The organism is Desulfitobacterium sp. (assembly GCF_035539115.1).
Taxonomy (GTDB): Bacteria; Bacillota; Desulfitobacteriia; order Desulfitobacteriales; family Desulfitobacteriaceae; genus Desulfitobacterium_A.
In genome coordinates, this window is the sequence record NZ_DATLJA010000027.1 from 1 (window position 1) to 19,655 (window position 19,655).

At 40.3% G+C, this 19,655-nt stretch carries 26 protein-coding genes and 1 pseudogene; 6 read left to right on the forward strand and 21 right to left on the reverse strand.

Features of this window, described 5'->3' with window-relative positions; translation table 11 throughout:
* Nucleotides 1-281: 281 nt before the first annotated feature.
* Nucleotides 282-575: a putative quinol monooxygenase gene (locus tag VM640_RS04745; RefSeq protein ID WP_325390272.1), complete on the reverse strand. Its 294-nt coding sequence runs from the start codon at nt 573-575 to the stop codon at nt 282-284.
* Between the two features lie 251 nt (nt 576-826).
* On the opposite strand from VM640_RS04745, the gene msrB reads away from it, so the two are divergent.
* On the forward strand, nt 827-1,801 hold the full coding sequence (gene msrB, locus VM640_RS04750) for a peptide-methionine (R)-S-oxide reductase MsrB (RefSeq protein ID WP_325390273.1): 975 nt from the start codon (nt 827-829) through the stop codon (nt 1,799-1,801).
* Here the strand turns inward: msrB and VM640_RS04755 are convergent.
* From VM640_RS04755 to VM640_RS04765, 3 genes are all read right to left on the reverse strand, one after another.
* Nucleotides 1,784-2,557 carry a YdcF family protein gene (locus tag VM640_RS04755; RefSeq protein ID WP_325390274.1) on the reverse strand — a complete coding sequence of 258 codons (774 nt, stop codon included), beginning with the start codon at nt 2,555-2,557 and terminating at the stop codon, nt 1,784-1,786. The genes msrB and VM640_RS04755 overlap by 18 nt on opposite strands.
* A gap of 137 nt (nt 2,558-2,694) precedes the next feature.
* Entirely contained in the window at nt 2,695-3,078 is a 384-nt protein-coding gene (locus VM640_RS04760) for a (deoxy)nucleoside triphosphate pyrophosphohydrolase (RefSeq protein ID WP_325390275.1), read from the reverse strand.
* 133 nt (nt 3,079-3,211) lie between these two features.
* Nucleotides 3,212-4,150: a DUF1848 domain-containing protein gene (locus tag VM640_RS04765; RefSeq protein ID WP_349255223.1), complete on the reverse strand. Its 939-nt coding sequence runs from the start codon at nt 4,148-4,150 to the stop codon at nt 3,212-3,214.
* Between the two features lie 377 nt (nt 4,151-4,527).
* On the opposite strand from VM640_RS04765, the gene VM640_RS04770 reads away from it, so the two are divergent.
* The 3 genes from VM640_RS04770 (at nt 4,528) to VM640_RS04780 (ending at nt 6,467) form a co-directional block, all read left to right on the forward strand.
* Complete coding sequence (locus tag VM640_RS04770; RefSeq protein ID WP_325390277.1) at nt 4,528-4,716, forward strand: hypothetical protein; 189 nt, start codon at nt 4,528-4,530, stop codon at nt 4,714-4,716.
* Nucleotides 4,685-4,915 carry a DNA helicase gene (locus VM640_RS04775; protein ID WP_325390278.1) on the forward strand — a complete coding sequence of 77 codons (231 nt, stop codon included), beginning with the start codon at nt 4,685-4,687 and terminating at the stop codon, nt 4,913-4,915. The genes VM640_RS04770 and VM640_RS04775 overlap by 32 nt, the downstream gene beginning before the upstream one ends.
* 226 nt (nt 4,916-5,141) lie before the next feature.
* Nucleotides 5,142-6,467, forward strand: a complete 1,326-nt coding sequence (locus VM640_RS04780) for a plasmid pRiA4b ORF-3 family protein (protein ID WP_325390279.1) — start codon at nt 5,142-5,144, stop codon at nt 6,465-6,467.
* Between the two features lie 320 nt (nt 6,468-6,787).
* Here the strand turns inward: VM640_RS04780 and VM640_RS04785 are convergent, their stop codons facing one another.
* From VM640_RS04785 to VM640_RS04825, 9 genes are all read right to left on the reverse strand, one after another.
* The gene (locus VM640_RS04785) at nt 6,788-7,081 is read right to left on the reverse strand and encodes a sll1863 family stress response protein (RefSeq protein ID WP_325390280.1); all 294 of its coding nucleotides are present in this window, start codon (nt 7,079-7,081) and stop codon (nt 6,788-6,790) included.
* Nucleotides 7,082-7,112: 31 nt separating this feature from the next.
* Nucleotides 7,113-7,745 carry a class D sortase gene (locus VM640_RS04790; protein ID WP_325390281.1) on the reverse strand — a complete coding sequence of 211 codons (633 nt, stop codon included), beginning with the start codon at nt 7,743-7,745 and terminating at the stop codon, nt 7,113-7,115.
* The gene (locus tag VM640_RS04795; RefSeq protein WP_325390282.1) at nt 7,738-9,006 is read right to left on the reverse strand and encodes an ice-binding family protein; all 1,269 of its coding nucleotides are present in this window, start codon (nt 9,004-9,006) and stop codon (nt 7,738-7,740) included. The genes VM640_RS04790 and VM640_RS04795 overlap by 8 nt, the downstream gene beginning before the upstream one ends.
* A 128-nt stretch (nt 9,007-9,134) precedes the next feature.
* Complete coding sequence (locus VM640_RS04800) at nt 9,135-9,518, reverse strand: hypothetical protein (protein ID WP_325390283.1); 384 nt, start codon at nt 9,516-9,518, stop codon at nt 9,135-9,137.
* Between the two features lie 151 nt (nt 9,519-9,669).
* The gene (locus tag VM640_RS04805) at nt 9,670-10,020 is read right to left on the reverse strand and encodes a YggT family protein (RefSeq protein WP_325390284.1); all 351 of its coding nucleotides are present in this window, start codon (nt 10,018-10,020) and stop codon (nt 9,670-9,672) included.
* 31 nt (nt 10,021-10,051) lie between these two features.
* On the reverse strand, nt 10,052-10,186 hold the full coding sequence (locus VM640_RS04810; protein ID WP_325390285.1) for a lmo0937 family membrane protein: 135 nt from the start codon (nt 10,184-10,186) through the stop codon (nt 10,052-10,054).
* Nucleotides 10,187-10,507: 321 nt separating this feature from the next.
* Complete coding sequence (locus tag VM640_RS04815; RefSeq protein WP_325390286.1) at nt 10,508-10,789, reverse strand: hypothetical protein; 282 nt, start codon at nt 10,787-10,789, stop codon at nt 10,508-10,510.
* Nucleotides 10,790-11,350: 561 nt separating this feature from the next.
* Nucleotides 11,351-12,598, reverse strand: a complete 1,248-nt coding sequence (locus VM640_RS04820; protein WP_325390287.1) for a hypothetical protein — start codon at nt 12,596-12,598, stop codon at nt 11,351-11,353.
* A gap of 298 nt (nt 12,599-12,896) precedes the next feature.
* The gene (locus VM640_RS04825) at nt 12,897-13,109 is read right to left on the reverse strand and encodes a hypothetical protein (RefSeq protein WP_325390288.1); all 213 of its coding nucleotides are present in this window, start codon (nt 13,107-13,109) and stop codon (nt 12,897-12,899) included.
* A gap of 157 nt (nt 13,110-13,266) precedes the next feature.
* Here VM640_RS04825 and VM640_RS04830 point away from each other — a divergent pair, with 157 nt between their 5' ends.
* Complete coding sequence (locus VM640_RS04830) at nt 13,267-13,569, forward strand: hypothetical protein (RefSeq protein WP_325390289.1); 303 nt, start codon at nt 13,267-13,269, stop codon at nt 13,567-13,569.
* Here the strand turns inward: VM640_RS04830 and VM640_RS04835 are convergent.
* The 8 genes and pseudogenes from VM640_RS04835 to VM640_RS04870 all read right to left on the reverse strand — a co-directional run bounded on the left by VM640_RS04835 (nt 13,555) and on the right by VM640_RS04870 (nt 18,414).
* The gene (locus tag VM640_RS04835) at nt 13,555-13,848 is read right to left on the reverse strand and encodes a hypothetical protein (protein ID WP_325390290.1); all 294 of its coding nucleotides are present in this window, start codon (nt 13,846-13,848) and stop codon (nt 13,555-13,557) included. The genes VM640_RS04830 and VM640_RS04835 overlap by 15 nt on opposite strands.
* Nucleotides 13,849-14,093: 245 nt before the next feature.
* Nucleotides 14,094-14,231, reverse strand: coding sequence for a hypothetical protein (locus tag VM640_RS04840; protein WP_325390291.1), 138 nt, complete (start codon nt 14,229-14,231; stop codon nt 14,094-14,096).
* 147 nt (nt 14,232-14,378) lie between these two features.
* A complete protein-coding gene (locus tag VM640_RS04845) occupies nt 14,379-14,660 on the reverse strand; it encodes a hypothetical protein (protein ID WP_325390292.1) in 282 nt (93 codons plus the stop codon).
* A 551-nt stretch (nt 14,661-15,211) separates the two neighbouring features.
* Nucleotides 15,212-15,361: pseudogene (locus VM640_RS04850) on the reverse strand (ABC transporter substrate binding protein); the annotation flags it as partial.
* 3 nt (nt 15,362-15,364) lie between these two features.
* Nucleotides 15,365-15,940 carry a Uma2 family endonuclease gene (locus VM640_RS04855; protein WP_325390293.1) on the reverse strand — a complete coding sequence of 192 codons (576 nt, stop codon included), beginning with the start codon at nt 15,938-15,940 and terminating at the stop codon, nt 15,365-15,367.
* Between the two features lie 51 nt (nt 15,941-15,991).
* On the reverse strand, nt 15,992-16,258 hold the full coding sequence (locus VM640_RS04860; RefSeq protein WP_325390302.1) for an HI0074 family nucleotidyltransferase substrate-binding subunit: 267 nt from the start codon (nt 16,256-16,258) through the stop codon (nt 15,992-15,994).
* A complete protein-coding gene (locus VM640_RS04865; protein WP_325390294.1) occupies nt 16,245-17,429 on the reverse strand; it encodes a MalY/PatB family protein in 1,185 nt (394 codons plus the stop codon). Before VM640_RS04865 ends, VM640_RS04860 begins: the two co-directional genes overlap by 14 nt.
* Nucleotides 17,430-17,649: 220 nt before the next feature.
* A complete protein-coding gene (locus VM640_RS04870) occupies nt 17,650-18,414 on the reverse strand; it encodes a nitroreductase family protein (RefSeq protein ID WP_325390295.1) in 765 nt (254 codons plus the stop codon).
* Between the two features lie 245 nt (nt 18,415-18,659).
* On the opposite strand from VM640_RS04870, the gene VM640_RS04875 reads away from it, so the two are divergent.
* Nucleotides 18,660-19,241, forward strand: coding sequence for a hypothetical protein (locus VM640_RS04875; RefSeq protein ID WP_325390296.1), 582 nt, complete (start codon nt 18,660-18,662; stop codon nt 19,239-19,241).
* Nucleotides 19,242-19,655 lie beyond the last annotated feature (414 nt).

Genomic DNA, 19,655 nt, shown 5'->3' on the forward strand with positions numbered 1-19,655 from the left:
CAAATTGGAAAATGACCTCTCCGAACTATTGATTTTACTGGGCTAAAGGGGTTCTGTTTTTGATTAGGGACTACAAAGATTTCTTGAAACCTGAAACCCGCTCCCAGCTTGCATTGGTAATTTATGTCGCCAAACTTGGGATTAAATCTCTTTTAACGAAATCTCCTGTACTGCTCATCGAAATTTACCTTCATGTATTTAGAAACAATCATGAAAATATCTCCATAATTTATCTATTGTTCATTACTTGAGATGAAATATAGTTTGTGCCGCTGCAGCTTTCAGTCGGCACTAATGTTGTTGTATTTTATAGCTGTATACGGTTCAGCCAACATATCCTCAATAGATTGACGCCATTTTTTATAATGCTCAGTTTCTCTATGTTTACTCTGATCATGAGGCGCTCGGTAAATCTCCACAAATAGTAATCTTGAAGAATCATCCTGCTGTTGCAATACATCAAAGCTTATAACCCCTGTTTCCTTTATGCTATCTTGTGCATTTTCCATTGAAGCTTTTTTAAATTCTTCTACTTGTTCCGGTTTAACATGAAAAAATACATGGACTATCAACATAGGCCCACCTCCAGTTTAAAATGCACTTTAATATTCGGTATTCAATTTAATAATCCATCTAAAATCTGCGAATGATTGAGACTTGTAAATTGGATTTACGTGGCAATCTACTCTCCATTTTTTGTGGCACCATAAACTATAATAGATATCACCTACAGTTATTTTTATATTACAAGAGATATTATATTTGTCTTTTGAACGAATAACTTCATTTACAATGGTTCATCCTAGGCTCATTAGGAGGAAAAGCAATGACAATCGGTCAACAAAAAATAGAACTTGCAACTTTTGCTGGTGGATGCTTTTGGTGCCTCGAAGCAGCTTATAGCGAGATAGACGGCGTCCTTGAAGTGATATCCGGTTACACTGGAGGTCACGTCAAGAATCCAAGCTATGAAGAAGTCTGTTCCCAAACAACGGGACATTTGGAAGCGGTACAGGTCAAGTTCAACCCCGAACGAATATCCTATGAAGAACTTTTAAATCTCTTTTGGCAACAGATCGATCCTACTGATACCGGCGGACAATTTCATGATCGTGGAGAATCCTATCAAACCGCGATTTTCTATCATTCTAAAGAACAACGCCTAACGGCAGAATGTTCAAAGAGAGCTTTAGCCGAGAGCAAACGTTTTATTAATCCCATCGCAACACGCATTCTTCCTGCTCCAACTTTTTACCCGGCTGAGGATTACCATCAAGGCTACCATAAGAAGAAGGCCTTTCGTTATACACTCTATCGTCAAGGCTCGGGTCGTGATGACTTTATCAAAACGTATTGGCCAAAGAATGAATCCGATCTTAAAGAGAAGTTAACTCAAACTCAGTATCATGTTACTCAAGAAAATGGAACAGAGCCTCCCTTCCGGAATGAATTCTGGGATCACAAAAAGGAAGGAATCTATGTCGATATCGTCTCTGGCGAACCCCTCTTTAGTTCCCAGAATAAATTCGACAGTGGCTGTGGCTGGCCAAGTTTCACGGAACCTCTACTGACAAGTAATATCCTAGAAAAAACAGACCTTAGCCATAATATGACGCGCACGGAAGTTCGTAGCCGTGGTGCTGACTCTCACCTTGGTCATGTGTTTAACGACGGACCTGGCCCAGAAGGTTTGCGTTACTGTATTAACTCAGCAGCTCTCCGTTTCATACCGAAGGAAGATTTAGAACGTGAAGGATATGGAGATTTTCTCATCTTATTTCGATCACCGATCGAATACTAAAGACTTCACTACTGCAAAGTACTCCCGCAAGTATACATTTGGCCTTAAATACCAGGGCGTTGGTGAAGGAACACCTACTGGATTTAAACCATTGCGCCTTGCCAAAAGCTTCGAGCGAAATATATGGAAATCATTCGTAATGACCAAGACAGGCTCAGAAGGGTCATAACTCGGCTGTTGCTCAAGAAGCTCTCGGGAATAACGGAAGTTCTCCATCGTGCTCGTCGACTTTTCTTCTTTAAGAATACGTTCTTTAGCGATACCCTGTTCAACCAGATAACGCTGCATTGCCTCAGCTTCAGTGATCCATTCTCCTGGCCCCTGCCCACCAGAGACGACCACTCTCATCTCCTTATTATTTTGTAGAATCCTTAAACCCTTATCTACCCGTTCCCAAAGAGTCCAAGAAAGTTGATCCCCATTAAGACCCGCCCCCAGAATGATCAGGTAATCGACTTGGCTTGGCATTGAATCCTTGGTATTATACAGCAGCAAACTCTCGATAAGAATAAAAGAAGCAAGGAGCACTAAAATTCCTAAACGCAGCACGCGACGAAGTAATAGAAAGCGTTCTTTCAGAAAATGTTGCTTTAGATAGCTCCTTGACAGGCCCCAAAGGGCCATAGCTACTCCAAGTAATCCTGGCAGAAGGGTTCCCAGATTCCGACCCCCGTTAAGCCCTAGAACGAATACCGTATCGAGAATCCCTACTAATCCTAGGAAGATATAAATTCTAGAGACTCGGTTGCTCTTCAATCTCCCGAACCCTCCTTTTGGGAGATGAGTTTTCTTTTCTCGATCATGACATCTAAATCTTTAGTGACTTCTTTTAGATACTCCATCATCTTTTCCATACTGTTTACCCCCTTAAAAATATTTGGAGTGGTGCCCGGTCATCTAGTTCCCGCTAACTTTTCGACGAAAGGAATATCTGCTGGGGAAAATTCAAAGGCTTTTAATTCATTGACTTTGACCCATTTTATCTTTTCATGTTCGAATAGCTTAAGGTCACCTGATTTCCATTGAGCATAAAAAGCAATCAACTTGATCTTACCTGATGGATATTCGTATATATTTTCTCCAAACCTTTCTCCAACCTCAATATCGATATTTAATTCTTCTTTTATTTCTCGTACAAGGCTCTTTTCAGCGGTTTCGTTGGCTTCAAGTTTGCCACCTGGAAATTCCCACATTAAACCTTGAGATTTATTTCTACCTCTTTGAGCAATAAGGATAGCTTCGCCTTTTTTGATAATTGCCGCACTCACTTCTATCATTTGATCACCTTTTTAAGTCAATTTATGGGTATCCTAATGTGATTAGCAAATTTCGAAAATTTATACCCCGCAAGTCTGCTATCACTTGCATTAGCAGGATTGGCTGGAAATAACTTTTTAACCTACTCCAGTCTTAGTCATCGAACAAATTAAGCTGACGTTGAATATAGGAGATCATCTTTCTGTCAGTTACCTTGTCCTCTGATCCAAGCTCTCCAATCAACAGAGGTGATTGAGGATTATGCCTGCTGACGTTGTTCTTTACGGCTGTATCACTATAGTTGGCATAGCAATAAAGACAGCCATGATGGCACGTATTATAGGCAGCGATGTCTACGCTTGCTACACATCCGCAGGCCTGCCGTTGATTCTTGTCTTTTTCGACTTTTATTTTTGCACCGAGAATCTCCGATATCAGCTGGTCATCAATGCACTTGGAATGCTTAATCCCAGCAGATGCTAAATCAATCACTTCCGAGCATGTTTCCAGGCTGATGTTGTATTGCTGAGCAATTGCTGCGAGTTGACTCCCGATTTCCACCATTTTTGACTCGTCAATTTTCCGCATTCCAATATGACGCATATTTTTCTCGGATTTTTGATAGGAATCTACAAAGCTGATCACACACCGCTGGGTATAACCAGCGAGCTTCGCAGCCAACATTGCAAATTTTTTCTGGTGGTACGCCAGATCAATTTCCTCCGTAAAAATAATAGGGTCATATCTCCAAATCACTTTTTTCTTGCCAATCTGCTTAGAAAGTCTGATAAAAGCATCGATAATCACATCCTTAGCAGGTAGATTTCGCTCGATTTTGTGATCATAACCATTGATCGTAATTTGAAAGTAATAGGTGTATTCGGAAAGAAGGGCAAGTCTATCTAACATTGGAGTCGGGTCCTTTGTCCAAAAAACAATACAATCGATGACTTGCGGAGACAAATTGACTTTACTCACTTGATGGGCATTCAGCGGATTTCGGACTAAAACATAGCCTTCCTTTAGCCGATTGAAAAACCACTCGCTATAAAATGCAGGAATATCTGTTCTGCGGCTAACACTTAAAATCAAGAAAATCACCCATTAATTTATAATCCTTAAAAGTATTCTATAATTGTCAGGTAAAAGCAACAATAGTTTTTCCCGCGTTTGAGCACTCGCATTGCAGCTAGCTATTTCCCTTCGCCAAAGTTTTCCATAATTCCTTTGTAACTTTCTCGAATATCATAATATTCTTAATTTGTAAGTCCCTATTATTTAATTTAATCATCTATAAACTAAGAAGTCCGCAGTGATTCCTACTAATCCTAGCAAGATGTAAATTTTAGAGACGCGGTTGTTCGCCAATCTCCCTATCCCTCCTTTTTGAGCATGAATTCTTTCCGGGTAATAACGCTAAAATTATTACCTCCCTTGTAATGATCGAGCAAAAGGATGGAGGAATTTTCTTGAGGCCCGTCGAATGGGTAGATAAAAACCAAAAATACTTTTGGACTGAAGAGTGGCAAAAGAAAATGCGAGCGAGACAAGAAGCCTTAGAAAATGGGGAATACGAAACGTTTAAAAGCATGGAAGATGTTATCAACGACTTGGAGGATCTTGTGAATGCCAGTCGTAATAAAAACAAAACCGTTTAATTATGACTTTTTATTGCTGAGCGAAGAGGAACAAAAACAGGCAATTAAAGCGCTCCGCTTCCTTGCTGAAAACCCCCGGCATCCTTCTCTTAAGACACATAAAATCGAGGGAACATTTTTCTTTGAGGCATACGTCAACAAAGATATAAGAATCATATTCGAGCGAACAAGTGATACAATTATTCTTCGGGCAATTTGACATCATGATGTCCTAAAAAAATTATAAAATTATAGAGTAAAGCACAAAAACTAAATGCGCTGCAAGAGAACTTCGATCTTCTCAACCAACGCCTTAAATTTTTGGTTCACTTACCTACTACAGTCTCGTCTTAGTCAATCGGCAGGGCATAGACCTCTTTTCTTTGCTAAGATCGTTCATAAAGGTATAATAATTAAAGATTAATAATTTCTTGAAAGGTGTAATCATGGATTATCGAATTAGTGAACAGGAAATTGCTCCAATTCTTCGAGACTTTGATACGTTTTGTGCTTATCTTGAAGAGAATCGGCCGAAATTAACAAAAGCACGCGAAGAACTCGGTAAAAAAGAATGTTATAATATCAACTCTCTCCTTACAACTCCACGAGAAATGGAAGGTCCTAAATATTTAATGACCTCCTATCCCAGCATCAACTTATTCTTTAATATAGCGTTGAATACGAAATTCTTTATTAAGGATAATGGAAAAGGGGGTTCTTTGTACCTCGTTTCCACTAAGAAGCTAGAAGATTACAAAGCACTAACCCCAATCAATCAATATCTACTATTACTCAAAACCTACTGGACTCGGCTTGATTTCGATGAACTCTATTATGACACAATGACTATGTTCCATCATTTTATGTATACCAAACTCGCCTTTGAGGAGCTTTGGAAAGCAGCTCCTGGAGTTCGAATCTTTGCTAATGTTGAAAATTTTAATGAAGGCTATGAAGTCCATAATCCGATCCATCGCTTTTTTGTTGGAGCAGGTCTAGTCATTGCTCATTTGAGTACATTAGGGTTCTGGGACTACGAAGAAGCAATTCTCCCCCATCATTTTCAATCAAAGAAAGAAATTGATGTCAAGGCGATCACTCCAACTCGGTTAGGAATTACTATGATCCAAGCCTTGCGTCAACGTCCTTATGAGCTTTACCATGAGGATATAGATGAAAATGAGATCCTACAAAATTGGAGAGATTCGAGTATAACCCCCATGCTTCAGAAGCTAAACCTAAAACATCCTCAACCTAACTCCTCTTTAGAACCATTCGAAGAAGCATTCAAGGAAGTGCTCCCTGATGGAAGCCTGGATTCTCAAGCGATTAACAAGGTGCTTAAAGCGGATAAACGCGAATCAACCTATTTGGCCGAGGGTAATGTTTTTATTTTTAAAGTATCGTTAAATAAAAAAACGTGGCGGAAAATCTTAATCTCTTCATCCCATACTTTAGAACATCTTCATCAAGCAATTCTTGAAGCTTTCGATTTTAGCGATGATCATCTTTATGCCTTCTTTATGAATGGCAAACCCTGGTCTAAGCCTGCTTATTGGGCCAGAGAAGATGGTCACGAACCGAGTGCTCATCAGGCCATCTTAAAAAACCTTAATTTAGCACCTGGGCAAACGTTTCTTTACCTCTACGACTTTGGGGATGAGTGGCATTTTAACGTTGAACTCACCGAAGTCCAGAATGCGCAAACCATTTCACTCCGAGGTAAGGTTATTGAGGAAAAAGGAAAGGCGCCCGAACAATACCCGTATTAAATTGTTCAAACAATGGCTCATATTGGTCAACTGAGATAAATATTTATTCAATGGGAGTTTATTTGATTGCCCGATAATATATGGATAGTGCATCCTCAGGAGCTTGCTAGGAGTGCCCATAGAAGTGGAAATTTATAAAAAGATAATCACGAATATGATAGGCATAATAAAAACAACAAGCCGCCTAGCTGATTTTTCAAAAGCTAAGCGGCTTAATTACATAGTGAACCGTGTCGACCTCAATGTTGCGTTCAGGATTAAAAAAAATCTAACAACCGGCAAGCGTATGCTCTACCAGCTATTAGATATATTTCATTTGGCTATTCGGATTTAAATCGAGAGAGTGTCTTCTTGATTGAATCCTCCAGCTCATTCCACGCTTTTTCAGTTCCTTCTTTTACATCTTCCCATCCCTGTGCACTGTTTTCTTTAAGCTGTCCGTATTTAATCATGAAATTGTCTCTTTTCTTCTCAAGGTTATCCACTTGAGAAAGGTACTCTAATTTCACATCTGCCTTAACCTCAGTGGCTTCAGCTTTCATCACTGCTAATTTAGCATTATATTTTTGTAAATTAGCCTCAATTTTTTCCAAATACGCTTTACGTTTTTCCATTTTGATTTCCCCTTATTATTTTATTTACCTATTAAAGGTATTGACTTCTTACTAAAGCTGCGGAGACGATATAGCGGTCCGGAGAATAACCAGGAGTATTGAAGGGATAGCAGGTGGTCAACGTCAGGACTGCATGTTCGGTAGGTACGATCACTGTTTTGTCGTCTTCATGGACGATTCGCGTACCATTCACCTCATAGATGAACGTACCAGCTGATGTTTTCACAATCAGTAGGTCCCCCATCTTTAGATTGCCTATTTTCCTGAAGGCTGTCTCGCGATGTCCGGATAAAACACTATTATCGTCTTCCCCAGGAAGTACGCTTTGGGTGAAGTGCCCTACCCCTTTCTGCAACTCCTGCTCACCAGTTCCCTGGAGGATAGGCAATTCCTGCTTTAACGCTGGAATTGTCAGGCTCCCAATAGTGTCACCCTCCGCAGGATATACGGGGTAAAGGATTTTATCGGGTGCGGGCATAACGAGGGTCGGATCAGATTCTATACTAATGCCCTCTGCAATATACTCGTGCGGCACAGAATAATCGGTCTGTACCCACATACTAAACATTGCCCAGGAGATACATCCTATCCCCAAGACCATAAATCCTAGGGATAGGACAGTAACCCAAGAATGTTTACTCCTTGCTAGTTTTACCTTATTCATAACGCTTTCTGTTTTTCCAGCCTACGACTCCGACCAACGTTAAAACAACGCCGATAAGAAGTAACTCATACAAAGGTGTGGACGTTTTCGGAAGCTGACCGCCTGTAACAGTTGATGTAACGACTACTGGTGGAGTAACGACCGTTGGCGTTACAACTGGTGGAGTTACAACCGGTGGAGTAACGACTACTGGTGGAAGGATGTCATTTGCAATGTCATCATTAGTAATTGTTACGGTTTTGTTATCGCCGGGGGCCAAAGTGATCTTGCCACTAGAATCACTATCTCCGCTAACTTTTGCGTTATATCCAGCAAAAGTGCCTTCGCTAACTACATAAGTACCCGCAGGTAAGGTGTAGGTAGTTCCTGGTGATTCAACACCAGGTGCTGGGCTTCCTGCAAAGTCAATACCTTCAAAAGTTTTTACATACAAGTTAAAATCTGTGGCAACTGCTGTGCGACCATTATCGTTAATAACATGCTTAATTACATGAAGGATGGCTGGGGCCGGTGAAACAACTGGGGGCGATGTGGGCAAACAAATCCCATTTGTGATGGTATTGTTATCTAGCGTGACTGCGCCATTTCGTGCCAACAACTGCCCTTGCACCGTCGCACCGTTATTCGCAGTAATCGATGCCAATGCGAAGATGTGTCCCACAAAATGAGAGTTTACTCCTAAAGTCGCCGAGCTCCCGACCTGCCAAAAGGTTCGGCAGTACCGAGCTCCATTGATGAGATTGATATTGCTGCCTGTTGCTGTCTTGAGAGTGGAGGCAGTCTTAAATATGAAGACGCCATCGGGGTCGCCCTTGGCGTCAAGCGTGAGAGTACCCGTTATTTCGAAAGTGCCGCTGGCTGAATCGTAAGTGCCAGGAGTCAGTGTAGTCCCGCCAAGCTCAGTGGAAATGCGAGTGACAGGCGTTCTTCCGGCGGCGTCGTTATATGCCGTTACCAGGTCGTTCTTGGCTGTAACTGCGGTAGGATCAGCTATGTGTACAGCCCCACTCGCCGTTACGCTCGCCTGCCCAGTGAACGCAGTACCTGGAGACAGACCCACATCTCCGCCAGCATCTCCGTTGATTATGGTGATTCCAGTATTGGTGATTGTCGAGCCAGCCAAAACCGCAAAGCTGGAGGTTGTCCCGAGGTTTACTGTCGGTTGGGCTGCCATACTCACTATTGGTTGGCTTACCATCATAACTCCCAGTAATAGTGTTAATAGTAGGGATACAGATCTCATCTTATTAAGTTTTCCCATAAATTTACCTATTCCCCCTTTTCAAATTCATCTCTTAATCCCGTTAGTAATTATATGTAACCCGCAACAGACGGCAGCATGCACCTAATCTTCCATTTACTAGTCGAAGCTGAACTAAGGTTCTGTCATTACTCAATAACTGGTGGTGCATCAAGGCCTCCCTCAAGATAGTATTTATATTCAGTAACTTCTCGAACATAATTATCAAGCTCATAAGAATCATTATCCTCCATAAAAGTTATGCAACCTTCAATACCTCTTTGTTTGGACAGCAACATTAGATCAAAAACAACCTCATCAGGAAATCCTTGTTCAGTCCAATAGTCCCTAAGATAAACTAACTTTCCAATATCTGCTTCAATGTCATCAATTTGAGTACTCTCGATGCCTTCTACTTGGTAAATTGCCAAAACCAGCTCATAAGACAAATGCTCTTTCTCACTCAGTTCCCAAATATCGCGCTGTGTGTTTTCTGAAATAGGTATCTTATAAATTGGTACTTCATAATCCATAGAAGAACTTCCTTCTGCCTTTTGAACGGAGAGCGAGCAGATCAATAGAAAGATTACAATTGGAATGAGAAATGCATACTGTATCGATCTTTTTGCAATAGGCATAATTATCATCAGCATCCTTCCCCCAAGGCCCTTCCAATGTCAAGAGTTAGTACACATGGTCCTCATTATGTTTCTTCAGAATAATAATCAATTTAACAATTCCCCAAGCAATCAGAGCATAAACAAGCATAGCTATAATTGTACTGGGCTCTAAAATTGCTTTTGTCTCAATACCTTGTGTTTCCGCAGATCTGAAAATAGCGGTAAACGGAACCAGAAACACCTGCGAGATTGAATAAGTAAAAGCTACAAAGCCACTATTTGGATTCGCCCCTAAAAGCTTAAACACCAAGCGAAAAGCAAGCAAGATCTCAAAGACACCCAGAATATAATAAACTACTCTTCTTGCGGTAAAACTTGATTGGTCGTCGTTCTTAATAATGGTATCATCACTCATTATTTCATTCCTCCTTAAACAATCTAAAATTTCAGTTAATTATTCTTATCAAAATTACAATTATAGCAATTACGAGAAGAATATGGATAAATCCCCCCATAGTATACGAAGTAACTATCCCAAGAAGCCATAAGACTATGAGAACTATCGCGATTGCACTTAACATTTAGATCATTCTTTCTTTATTCAGATTGATCAGCAATTTCTGATTGCTGGACCTTATTTATGCACAGCTTTTACTCTCTCTTTCTTTTCTCCTTGGTTACCAAGTCTAGTAAATCATCCAAAAAACATTATGAAAACCTACATTATTTTAATCAAACTTGGTTTTGTTTACTTTTCACCAAATCTGAGATCAGAACACAACATTATTTTTCACGCTAGTTTAGCTAATTAAAGGTGACAACTCTAGAATTAGCGTGCCACCCTTTAAGGTCTTGATAATTTAATTCTAATGAAACTACATGATCAAATCTATTACTGCAATTTATTTTATTTCATTTCCTAAATGGTCAAAGGAATAACTTTTCTTATTTTCTTCCTTTGGTAAAGACTCAGTAAACTTTGCAATATCTTCACCCTCAAGACTTTCAAGATACTCTATAAACACTGAAAGCCTTTCATATTCAGTAATAGAAAATAATACTGCATCCGGTTGATTATTTTTTAAAACAAATATCTTCCCGAAACTTTCTGCCTTTTCCCTGCAAGCTTTATAGTTCTTTATCATTTCAGAGTTTGAGACAATTGCTTTAGTAAAAATATTCATTTGAATTACCCCCTGACCTTTTTCTTTAGTATAAATACATCTTATATCTGAATCAACAATTTGTCAACAAATAAGCCTAATAATTATTCTAATTAATTTATCGATAATTATTATAACAAATTTCTTAATAATTGTTAGAATATCCTATTCACATCTTACAGACATTATTTATCCGCTATATTCACAACCGCTGATACTAAGGTTTAACGTTTTCCATCCTTGGCCAGCACATAAGCGCACTAGGGCGCCCACCTTCACTCTGGCTTGCATTAAATGTTCTTTTTTGCCCACAAAAAACGGGATGGTTACAGATTGCTTTTCTGCGACCATCCCGTTAGATTTATATCTTATCAGACTTCCCCTAGATGTTGATGTTATTCTAGGCGGACCTTAATTCTTCTGCACTGAGGCACCAGCGTTCACAATAAATGCGCTGGTGCTATTATTTATTGAACTCGTAATGAGCAGGTTCCTTAGTTCAATTCTGAGATGGCGCACTGGCCTTGTCCTTACGTCTATAAATCCGAGTTCGCTCTAATGTGTAGCTGCTCACTTATATACTCACTGATGTTGCGCAAAGTGATCCATTATTTTTGCCCAAATACGTTGTGTTTCAAGAAATTCATGATAATGCTTTTTGACATTTTTATGGTATTTCTCCAATTCAGCTAAAACATTAATAAACTCCGGCTGTCCAAAATAAGCGCAGACTTTAGGCAATGTCTCGTTAAGCTGTTCCCGCATCTCTGCAATCTTTTCCTCATAACAATCCGGCTGTGTGATATAGAGCAGTAATGGCTTATAACGAATCCACCCTATACATGCTTTGTAAAAGCGAGTGGTAATCTGTTCGGTATCAGCTTTGATGAACTTCAATCGGAGTGGGAGAACACCTTCTAAAAGGTCATTATAGGTAGAAAACCCATCATGAAATGTGTAGCATGGCACGCGCGAAACTTTTCGTTCGCTTAGGCAGGTACTTAAAAAAGTATCCTCGCCTCTAGCTCCCGGTGGATTGTAAAACGGAAAAATACGGCGAGAATCGGTAAGGTTAATACATAGATTAGCGCCTGAGATGAATTTGGCATGGTTTATTTCCTGCACCTCTAGAGCATCGTCGCTAGTCAATATCTTTGTATCAGCATATGTTACCCCGCCGTTTTTCATAACGGTTTTCAATGTATCCCATTTAATGATATCATTGCTGATTGCCTCAATAAAAGAACGAAAATCCGCTTCGGTCATAGTGTCATTAAATTCCATATAGGGAATAGGCGATATATAGCCACAGTGATTTCCGTGGGTGATGTCCGCTTGAGTGATATATTTAAGATGGTTCGTCAGAACATCCTGCCCTCCCCAAATTGCAGTAGTGCGCGTCTTGGTCACTGCCATCGGGTATTCGTCGTCGTCCAGAAAAAGCAGATAATCCATATTGTGCTTTATCGCGTTATATAACACAGCGTTACGTTTGCCTGCATACCCCCTGCCAAAAACCAAGCGTTCTTCATTAATATTGATGACGTTTTCTCGAACTAAATAGTCAATTTCTTCTTTTCTATCGTTGCTTCCAATAAATTTGATGCTATCAATCTGCTTTACTAGTTCTGGGTGTATGTTGGTGTAATCCTTTATTTTGGTTTTATTATAAATAAGATCATAGGCTACAAAAAGATTTAAACTGATGCTTTTGTTTTCTACCAAACCGGATTCCTTCCAGGTGTGTATATAGGTTCTCAGCACCTTTTGAAAACTCTTTCTCCCAGTCGCAAAACCAATTCCAACTTTAATATTGTTGTCCTCCTGCATTTAATCACCCTTTTTGTTAACTTTATAAATAATTGTTGATTCAATGGTTTATTTACTTTTTACAAAAACTGCGGAGATGATATATTGGTCCGGAGAATAGCCAGGAGTATAGAAGGGGTGCAAGTGGTCATCGTTAGGACGGCATGGTCGGTAGGTACAATCACTGTTTTGTCGTCTTCATGGACGATTCACGTGCCATTCACCTCTGCTAAACACCATGTCTTCTTCCTGTTCGTTGAAACCCTTTGAGCCTTGCATCTGGAAGGAAATGAAACTAAGGTATTCTTCGTTTGACTTCTTATGATCTTGCTTTCGAATAATGACTAGCTTGCTCTTCCAAGTGAGCATCCATTACGGCTTTTAAATCATTATCTGTCTTCGTACAAATTCTCTTTACCCGGTACTGCTCCCCCATGAACACACCACTAGTATCAACACTAGCATGTACAATTTCATCGGTGCTAATGTTCAAATTAGTATCTAGGCTAGTTTCCATGATAGCTTTAGCCATTGAATAATGCCTCCTTTAGAAATTGAGTATACTCAGGGAATTTTTTTGCATCTGTTACAACATTAGACTGTGCTTGAAGGAAATAATTAACTCTTTGCACATTATTAAAGATTACTTTTTCAACGAATTTATCTGAAACTACGGAGGTTAACTCCCAGTGATTGTAAACTTCTTTTCTCCAGCAGAACCATCACCTGACCAAGAATCAACTTTGACCCAGGTCTTTTCTGCTGGTGCTTCTTATGGTGCTTCCACCACTGGAGCTGGATCGGGAGTTGGAGTTGCAAGAACTACAGTTGGGGTTGGGGCTGCCGTTGTCATTGGTGCCGTTGCGACTGATGCTGGTACTGGTGATTTAGGCAATGAACCTATACCTATGAGTAATACTACCGATAACACGATAAAAATGATTGATGACTTTGTGTCACTTATGATTTCTTTCCTCTCATTCTTTTGTTAACTTTATAAATGATTGCCACTGTTCAAGTGCTCCACCTTTAATTGTTATTCTTTCGGCCCACTCCTCTTTGGTGCAAGTTTTAATGTCAATATCAAATGCCACCTTGAAGAACTTAACAACCGACTCCTCTAGCAGATTCCTTGGATCACAACCTAAATATTTGACTGTTGCAAACAGTGCCTTTACTCCTGGATTGCCGACTGGAAGCATGAAATTTACTAAATCCTTACCCTCAACAGTAACTGGTATATATTGACGTGGCTCATTGTTCTTTTCCATTAGGATATTCCTCCTATCATTAAAATCCTTGAGAAGGATCCTTACAGCAGGGGCCGCTGTTTCTGATCTAGTGAAGCCCAACGAACACCTTACCACCCTTCTTCTTACTAGTAATACTTGCCAGTAAATGCTCTTTACCCATGAACCTCTATATGAATATATATAAAATGACCGTTGATAGGTGAAACGACCTTCGGTCTATTTTTTTGTCCTTTTTAAGGGTTTTCAGCTGTTTTTTATAGTTTTTAAAACTGTGTAACTTTGGGACCTGTTAAGAAGATTGAAGCCAGCAAAACAGACATATCTGTGCCAAGTTCAGCAATGATTCTGGCTGCAGCGGTAACGCCGATGAAAGATCCTACTACACCTACGAATAGCCTCATTCTTAACTAATCTCATATTCCTCCTACTTATTTTTCACGCTGGTTTATATAACTAAAGGGTGGTAACTCTAAACTGAGCGTTCCACTCTAAAGGCCTTGATAATTAATTCGAATCTAAACTATACGATCGTATCTATTGCTACGATTTTATTTTATATCATTTTTTAAATGGTCAAGGGAGTATATTTTTCTATTTCCTTCCTTTGGTAAAGACTCAATAAACTTTGCAATATCTAATCCCTCAAGACTTTCCAGATACTCGATAAACACTGAAAGCCTTTCATATTCAGTAACAGAAAATAATACTGCATCCGGTTGATTATTTTTTAAAACAAATATCTTCCCGAAATCTTCTGCCTTTTCCCTGCAAGCTTTATAGTTCTTGATCATTTCAGAGTTTGAGATGATTGCTTTTGTTGAAATATTCATTAGAATTATCCCTATCCTTCTTCTTTAATATAAATATATCTTACAATAATGATAATAATTTGTCAACAAATTATTATCATTATTGTTATAACATCTTATTGACAACATGCCTGTCAAGGTAATCCTTTCAACCCCGACCGGCTAACATGAAGACACGCTTTACTTATATTACTTTAAGCTGTCGATGCTTTTCTGAATTTGTTTATCTCAGCAGCAAAGCGGTATATTTCTGCAATGCATTGCAGTCACGTAATTATTACTACTCTTAAACTTTTGAGGCTGCGTACTTTTCAGCAGCGCTACAAAGATAGTAGGCCAAGCCAAGCTGATATCAAAGGCATATTTGTCCTTAAGGTACATGTTCTGTTCCTCAAGCACGTTCGTCCATTCCTCTTTGTTCAATCCTTTAAACACGGCTGATTTATCCATAAGTTGCACTTATTGTGCCTACAGACTGTCGGACCCGAGATCTCCTAGCTATGTGACGAAACAGAAAATGGCCTTGAATCGCTCAAGGTCATTTTCTGAAAATTGTTGGATCTGTGTTTGTCGGTCTTTACCGGAATATCACCGGGTTTCTTACCGTTTAAAACCTCTACTGCCATATCTGCGGTTTCCTTTCCAAGATCAGTATAGCTAATTCCGTTGGTTGCCAGCCCACCATCCCTGACTAAAAAATCTGCGGTAACATAGACAGGTAAGGCTCAAAGACCATCAAATACGGGTTTCAAATCAATGATCACGTCAGGGAAAGCACTCATGGGTAGCTTATCTGTTTCAGTAAAGAATTCCGGCCTTCCGTATCGATGATTGGATTGTAAGGTAAATACGCTTATGAATTTACCGTCTGGCTCAACGATCCAATACTCCTTAACGCCGGCTTTCTCGTATCGATTAAACTTCAAGACTTTATCACTTCGTACCGTCGACGGAGAAGATATTTCAATAACTAGGGCTGGCGTACCATAATAACCCGTTCCTTTTAAACCTTCTCGATCACAAACAACGAGAAGATCAGGTTGCACAACAAATGTAGTTTCTTCATCTTTTTCATCTTTTTCAGGAAGCCTTAAATCAAAGGGTGAAGAAAAAACTTGGCACGGGTTATCTTTTAGATAATTGTTAAATTGTGTCAAAAGCTCTCTGGATATGGCTTGATGCTGCCATGTAGGGGCCGCCTGCAGATAGGGTACCCCATCAATTATTTCCCATCTCTCATCTTCCGGCCAGGTCAGGTAATCTTCATAGGTATATCTTTTATCATTTTGTTGTAACGGCACGATATCACACACCTCTCCTGAATATACATATTATACCATTACGATTTATACTTAGGAAACCTCAAGCCTTACCTTAATTTGTTTGAGCAATTCGCCAAGTGCATTAACATACTTTTCTTGGATATTACTACAGATCTCTATCGCCAATTGTTCACTGTATATATGCGCTGCCGAATTTCGATCACTCAGCATGTCAAGCCATAACTTGTCGTCTTGAATAAGCTGTGCAGCATAAGCTTCACGTAATACTGTCTTCGGGGAATTCAGCCCTGTTAAGCCCTCATCTCTACAGTTCTTTTTAAGCTTAGAGCAGATTATCGATGGCCGCTTTTAAGCGTTCCAACGCCTGCATCAGGAGATACGTAGGACAGGCAAGATTCATTCTCTCGAAGCCCTTACCTTCGTCGCCGAAAACATATCCTTCATCAAAGAATAACTCTGCTTTTTGGTGCATCAATTCTTCGAGTGCATCCTTATCTAAACCAAGTTCTCGAAAATCCATCCATTGCAGGTAAGTTCCTTCTAGATCATACACTTTGATCTGCGGAATATTAGTCTCTATGTACGTTTTGAGTTTGAGATGGTTATGATAGACCAGTTGGATTAACTCATCCAGCCATTCGTCACACTCCGTATAAGCAATCTCGCAAGCCTTATAGCCTAAAATGTTCAGAGAAGATGAGCCTTCCGCTTCAACTTCTTTAACATAAGTCTTGCGGAGTTCTTTGTTCGGAATAATGATATTGGACGCTTGCATACCGGCCAAATTAAACGTTTTGCTCGGTGCCGTACAGGTAATCATAATATTGGCTAATTGCTCGCTGAGAGAGGCGAATACAGTATGCTGATGCCCTGGCATAATGAGATCAAAGTGGATCTCATCCGAGATAATAAGGACATTATTCCGTAAACAAATTTCCCCAACCTTCGCCAGCTCCTCTTGAGTCCAGACTCTGCCGACAGGATTGTGGGGACTACAGAAGAGCAACATCTTATTTTGGGGATCCTGAGCTTTTTTCTCCAGATCCTCAAAATCGATCAAATACGTTGAACCGGTATTGATCAGCGGATTTTTGACCAACGTACGATCGTTCCGTTCAATCGCAGCATAAAAAGGATAATAAACTGGTGTCATGAGGATTACCCCATCACCGGGTTGAGTTAGAGCGCGAATAGCGGCAAAAAACGCATAAACTACCCCTGGAGAAGTGAGGATCCAATCGGTTTGGATCTCCCAGTCATGTCTCCGTTTCATCCATCCACAGACGGCTTCCAAATACGAATTGGTAAGGCAAGTATAGCCCAAAATCGTTGTATCAAGATAGGATTTCAACCCTTCGATGATTTGCGGAGGATTTTTAAGCTCCATGTCGGCAACTGAAAATGGAATGACATTCTCAGACACCTTCGGATTCCATTTCTTCATCTGTTCCCACTTGCTGGATCCTGTATTTGCACGATTGATCAGCGTTTCAAAATCATATTTCACGACAAGTGATCCCCCCTGTTTATCGATAATTTGCCCTTGAATTCGTATTAGAAATCAGTCCAGACGTAATTACTGAACTTTGTTTTTTCTGACTGTAGATGGTTTGCCTCCAATACTCAGAATTCACGCTTCCCTCATTCTGTTATTTTTTTGTTAGTTTATCCAAAATTGAGGATGCCATAAGGAAAAGAACCGTTCAAAGAGCGGCTTTTAGCTTATGTTACTTCCAACGGATCTTGGCCTTTTTACGCGGCACGGTACGATAGTATTTTACCTTCGGATAACCCACCGCCATGCAGGTGACGATTTCCTCCCCAGGTCCCATCTCTAAAATCTCTTTGATCGCTTGATCCTTATTGGCAATTCTGACAAAAAAGCCGATAAAGAAAGCCCCTAACCCTTGCGTCACCGCCATGATCTCCATATTTGAAGCGGCCAATCCAGCATCCACTTTATTTTTGGAAACTGTTAAAATTAGCACTGGGGCATTTCGCAAGAGAAAATCTCCTTCATCTAAATTTAAGCCCTGCAAATTATAACCTGCTTCGATTAGCGTTTTCAGCTGCTTCGTGGCTAGCTCTCTTACCCTAGGAACCTCTTTTTGCAGGACAATGTAAGTAACCCCTTGGCTGTTAGAAGCCGTTTCCGTATAGCGACCGGCTTCAATGATTTTTTCAATCTTTTCCCGTTCAACTTCCTTATCCAGATAATGGCGAACAGAACGTCTGAATTTTACCACATTCAAAAAAGTTTCCGGTTCAATGGTAAAGGTTCCCTCTTCAAAGTCCTTAATTTCACTCATATCATCGTTTTCAACACTAACTGCCTTCTGCGGACAGATTGCGATACAATGCCCGCACTTAAAACAGTTTTGATGACGAGCTACCGCTTTTCCCTGGATTAACTCCAGGTCATGGGTTAAACAATCGTTAACACAAAGTTCACAACCGATACACTGGTCCGGTTCGATTTTGATTTTAAACATATTTATCCTCCACTTTACAATATAGCCTCTCGGCATTCGCCGAGGCAGATGGCGCAAGGCTTTGCTTGAACCACCAATATTGAATTCCTCCTACTTTTCGGTAGGGGGATTTCTTTTTTATAAACGGATAACTGGAAATTTACATCTAAAATATTCTCGCGAATAATGTCGAAAACTCTTGACATTTTCTAATCGTCCCCATAATCGCGACGGGAGGAATTATTTTCCTTACTACACGATTTGGGATGATTTGCTTGAAACCTGTTTTGATTCCACATGCAACGTATCAGGATTCTGTAATCCAACGTCTCCGTCAGCATTATTCCGGGAGTATCTTCGTCATTGCTAACGATGATTGGCCTTTGATCATGAAGTTCTGGATGACCGATTTGTCCTCCATCACCACGCTTCTTCAGAATTGTTATGACGCTAAAGGCCCGGAGCCTCGTGATCCAGCTTCTATGCTCCGATCCTTTCTCCTGTTTCTTATGACAAAGCCGGAAATCGGCATAACCGAGTGGATCAACGAAATGGTCCGTGTTCCGTATTACGCGATCATCAGTGGTTTTGAACCGGGGGACATTCCGGGAGTCGGTACGTTCTACGACTTCTTCAAACGGCTTTGGACGACCAGTGGAAACAATCTTAACCCCAAACTGCAGAGGCGTAAAAGCAAGCCTAAGAAAGGAAAGAAGAAGGGTGAAAAGGCACCGACTACCACACCGGGTAAGGTCAAACGTCTGGTTGAGTGGGTAATTCGTCACGCCGCTAAGCCCACTGAATTGCCCTATGATCGCTTGTTTTATTTCTTCCAGACCCATTTCTAAAATCACTTATTGATGGGCACAATTCCTGTTAATTATCTTGAATTTCCAGCTCCATTTGCTAAATATTGTTATTTTCGCCCCCTGAATTCCGAGAGGCTACAGAAGACTTAGGAGGAGATATTACCCCGTTTGAACGCTTGTTTTAAGTTTTATAGATAATCTTTACAAAATGCCCTCCCAAGGTAGCGGTAGATGTCAAGATAGTTGTCGCATTAACCCGAAATTACTTTATCAAGATGGTGACTACTAACAATGGGTCCAACGAAAACAAGTCCGGACGCTCGGCGCTGGCCAGAAGAAACTTTTGTGATCTGCGGATCAAAAAGTCCCTTCAGTCCTTTAGCTTATTTGTTCGTTAGTGTCACTGGGGATGCCAGCACGCATATCCTCAGGCTTCGCCCTCCGGTATCCCGC

Excerpts from the sequence above, each read along its gene's own strand:
- VM640_RS04785 (WP_325390280.1), bottom strand. The coding sequence starts at position 7,081 with ATGGAAAAACGTAAAGCGTATTTGGAAAAAATTGAGGCTAATTTACAA.
- VM640_RS04760 (WP_325390275.1), bottom strand. The coding sequence starts at position 3,078 with ATGATAGAAGTGAGTGCGGCAATTATCAAAAAAGGCGAAGCTATCCTT.
- VM640_RS04875 (WP_325390296.1), top strand. The coding sequence starts at position 18,660 with ATGATTTGCTTGAAACCTGTTTTGATTCCACATGCAACGTATCAGGAT.
- VM640_RS04780 (WP_325390279.1), top strand. The coding sequence starts at position 5,142 with ATGGATTATCGAATTAGTGAACAGGAAATTGCTCCAATTCTTCGAGAC.
- VM640_RS04805 (WP_325390284.1), bottom strand. The coding sequence starts at position 10,020 with ATGAGTGATGATACCATTATTAAGAACGACGACCAATCAAGTTTTACC.
- VM640_RS04795 (WP_325390282.1), bottom strand. The coding sequence starts at position 9,006 with ATGGGAAAACTTAATAAGATGAGATCTGTATCCCTACTATTAACACTA.
- VM640_RS04790 (WP_325390281.1), bottom strand. The coding sequence starts at position 7,745 with ATGAATAAGGTAAAACTAGCAAGGAGTAAACATTCTTGGGTTACTGTC.
- VM640_RS04820 (WP_325390287.1), bottom strand. The coding sequence starts at position 12,598 with ATGCAGGAGGACAACAATATTAAAGTTGGAATTGGTTTTGCGACTGGG.
- VM640_RS04870 (WP_325390295.1), bottom strand. The coding sequence starts at position 18,414 with ATGTTTAAAATCAAAATCGAACCGGACCAGTGTATCGGTTGTGAACTT.
- msrB (WP_325390273.1), top strand. The coding sequence starts at position 827 with ATGACAATCGGTCAACAAAAAATAGAACTTGCAACTTTTGCTGGTGGA.
- VM640_RS04800 (WP_325390283.1), bottom strand. The coding sequence starts at position 9,518 with ATGGATTATGAAGTACCAATTTATAAGATACCTATTTCAGAAAACACA.
- VM640_RS04825 (WP_325390288.1), bottom strand. The coding sequence starts at position 13,109 with ATGGCTAAAGCTATCATGGAAACTAGCCTAGATACTAATTTGAACATT.
- VM640_RS04840 (WP_325390291.1), bottom strand. The coding sequence starts at position 14,231 with ATGAGGCTATTCGTAGGTGTAGTAGGATCTTTCATCGGCGTTACCGCT.
- VM640_RS04835 (WP_325390290.1), bottom strand. The coding sequence starts at position 13,848 with ATGGAAAAGAACAATGAGCCACGTCAATATATACCAGTTACTGTTGAG.
- VM640_RS04815 (WP_325390286.1), bottom strand. The coding sequence starts at position 10,789 with ATGAATATTTTTACTAAAGCAATTGTCTCAAACTCTGAAATGATAAAG.
- VM640_RS04810 (WP_325390285.1), bottom strand. The coding sequence starts at position 10,186 with ATGTTAAGTGCAATCGCGATAGTTCTCATAGTCTTATGGCTTCTTGGG.
- VM640_RS04745 (WP_325390272.1), bottom strand. The coding sequence starts at position 575 with ATGTTGATAGTCCATGTATTTTTTCATGTTAAACCGGAACAAGTAGAA.
- VM640_RS04775 (WP_325390278.1), top strand. The coding sequence starts at position 4,685 with ATGCCAGTCGTAATAAAAACAAAACCGTTTAATTATGACTTTTTATTG.
- VM640_RS04845 (WP_325390292.1), bottom strand. The coding sequence starts at position 14,660 with ATGAATATTTCAACAAAAGCAATCATCTCAAACTCTGAAATGATCAAG.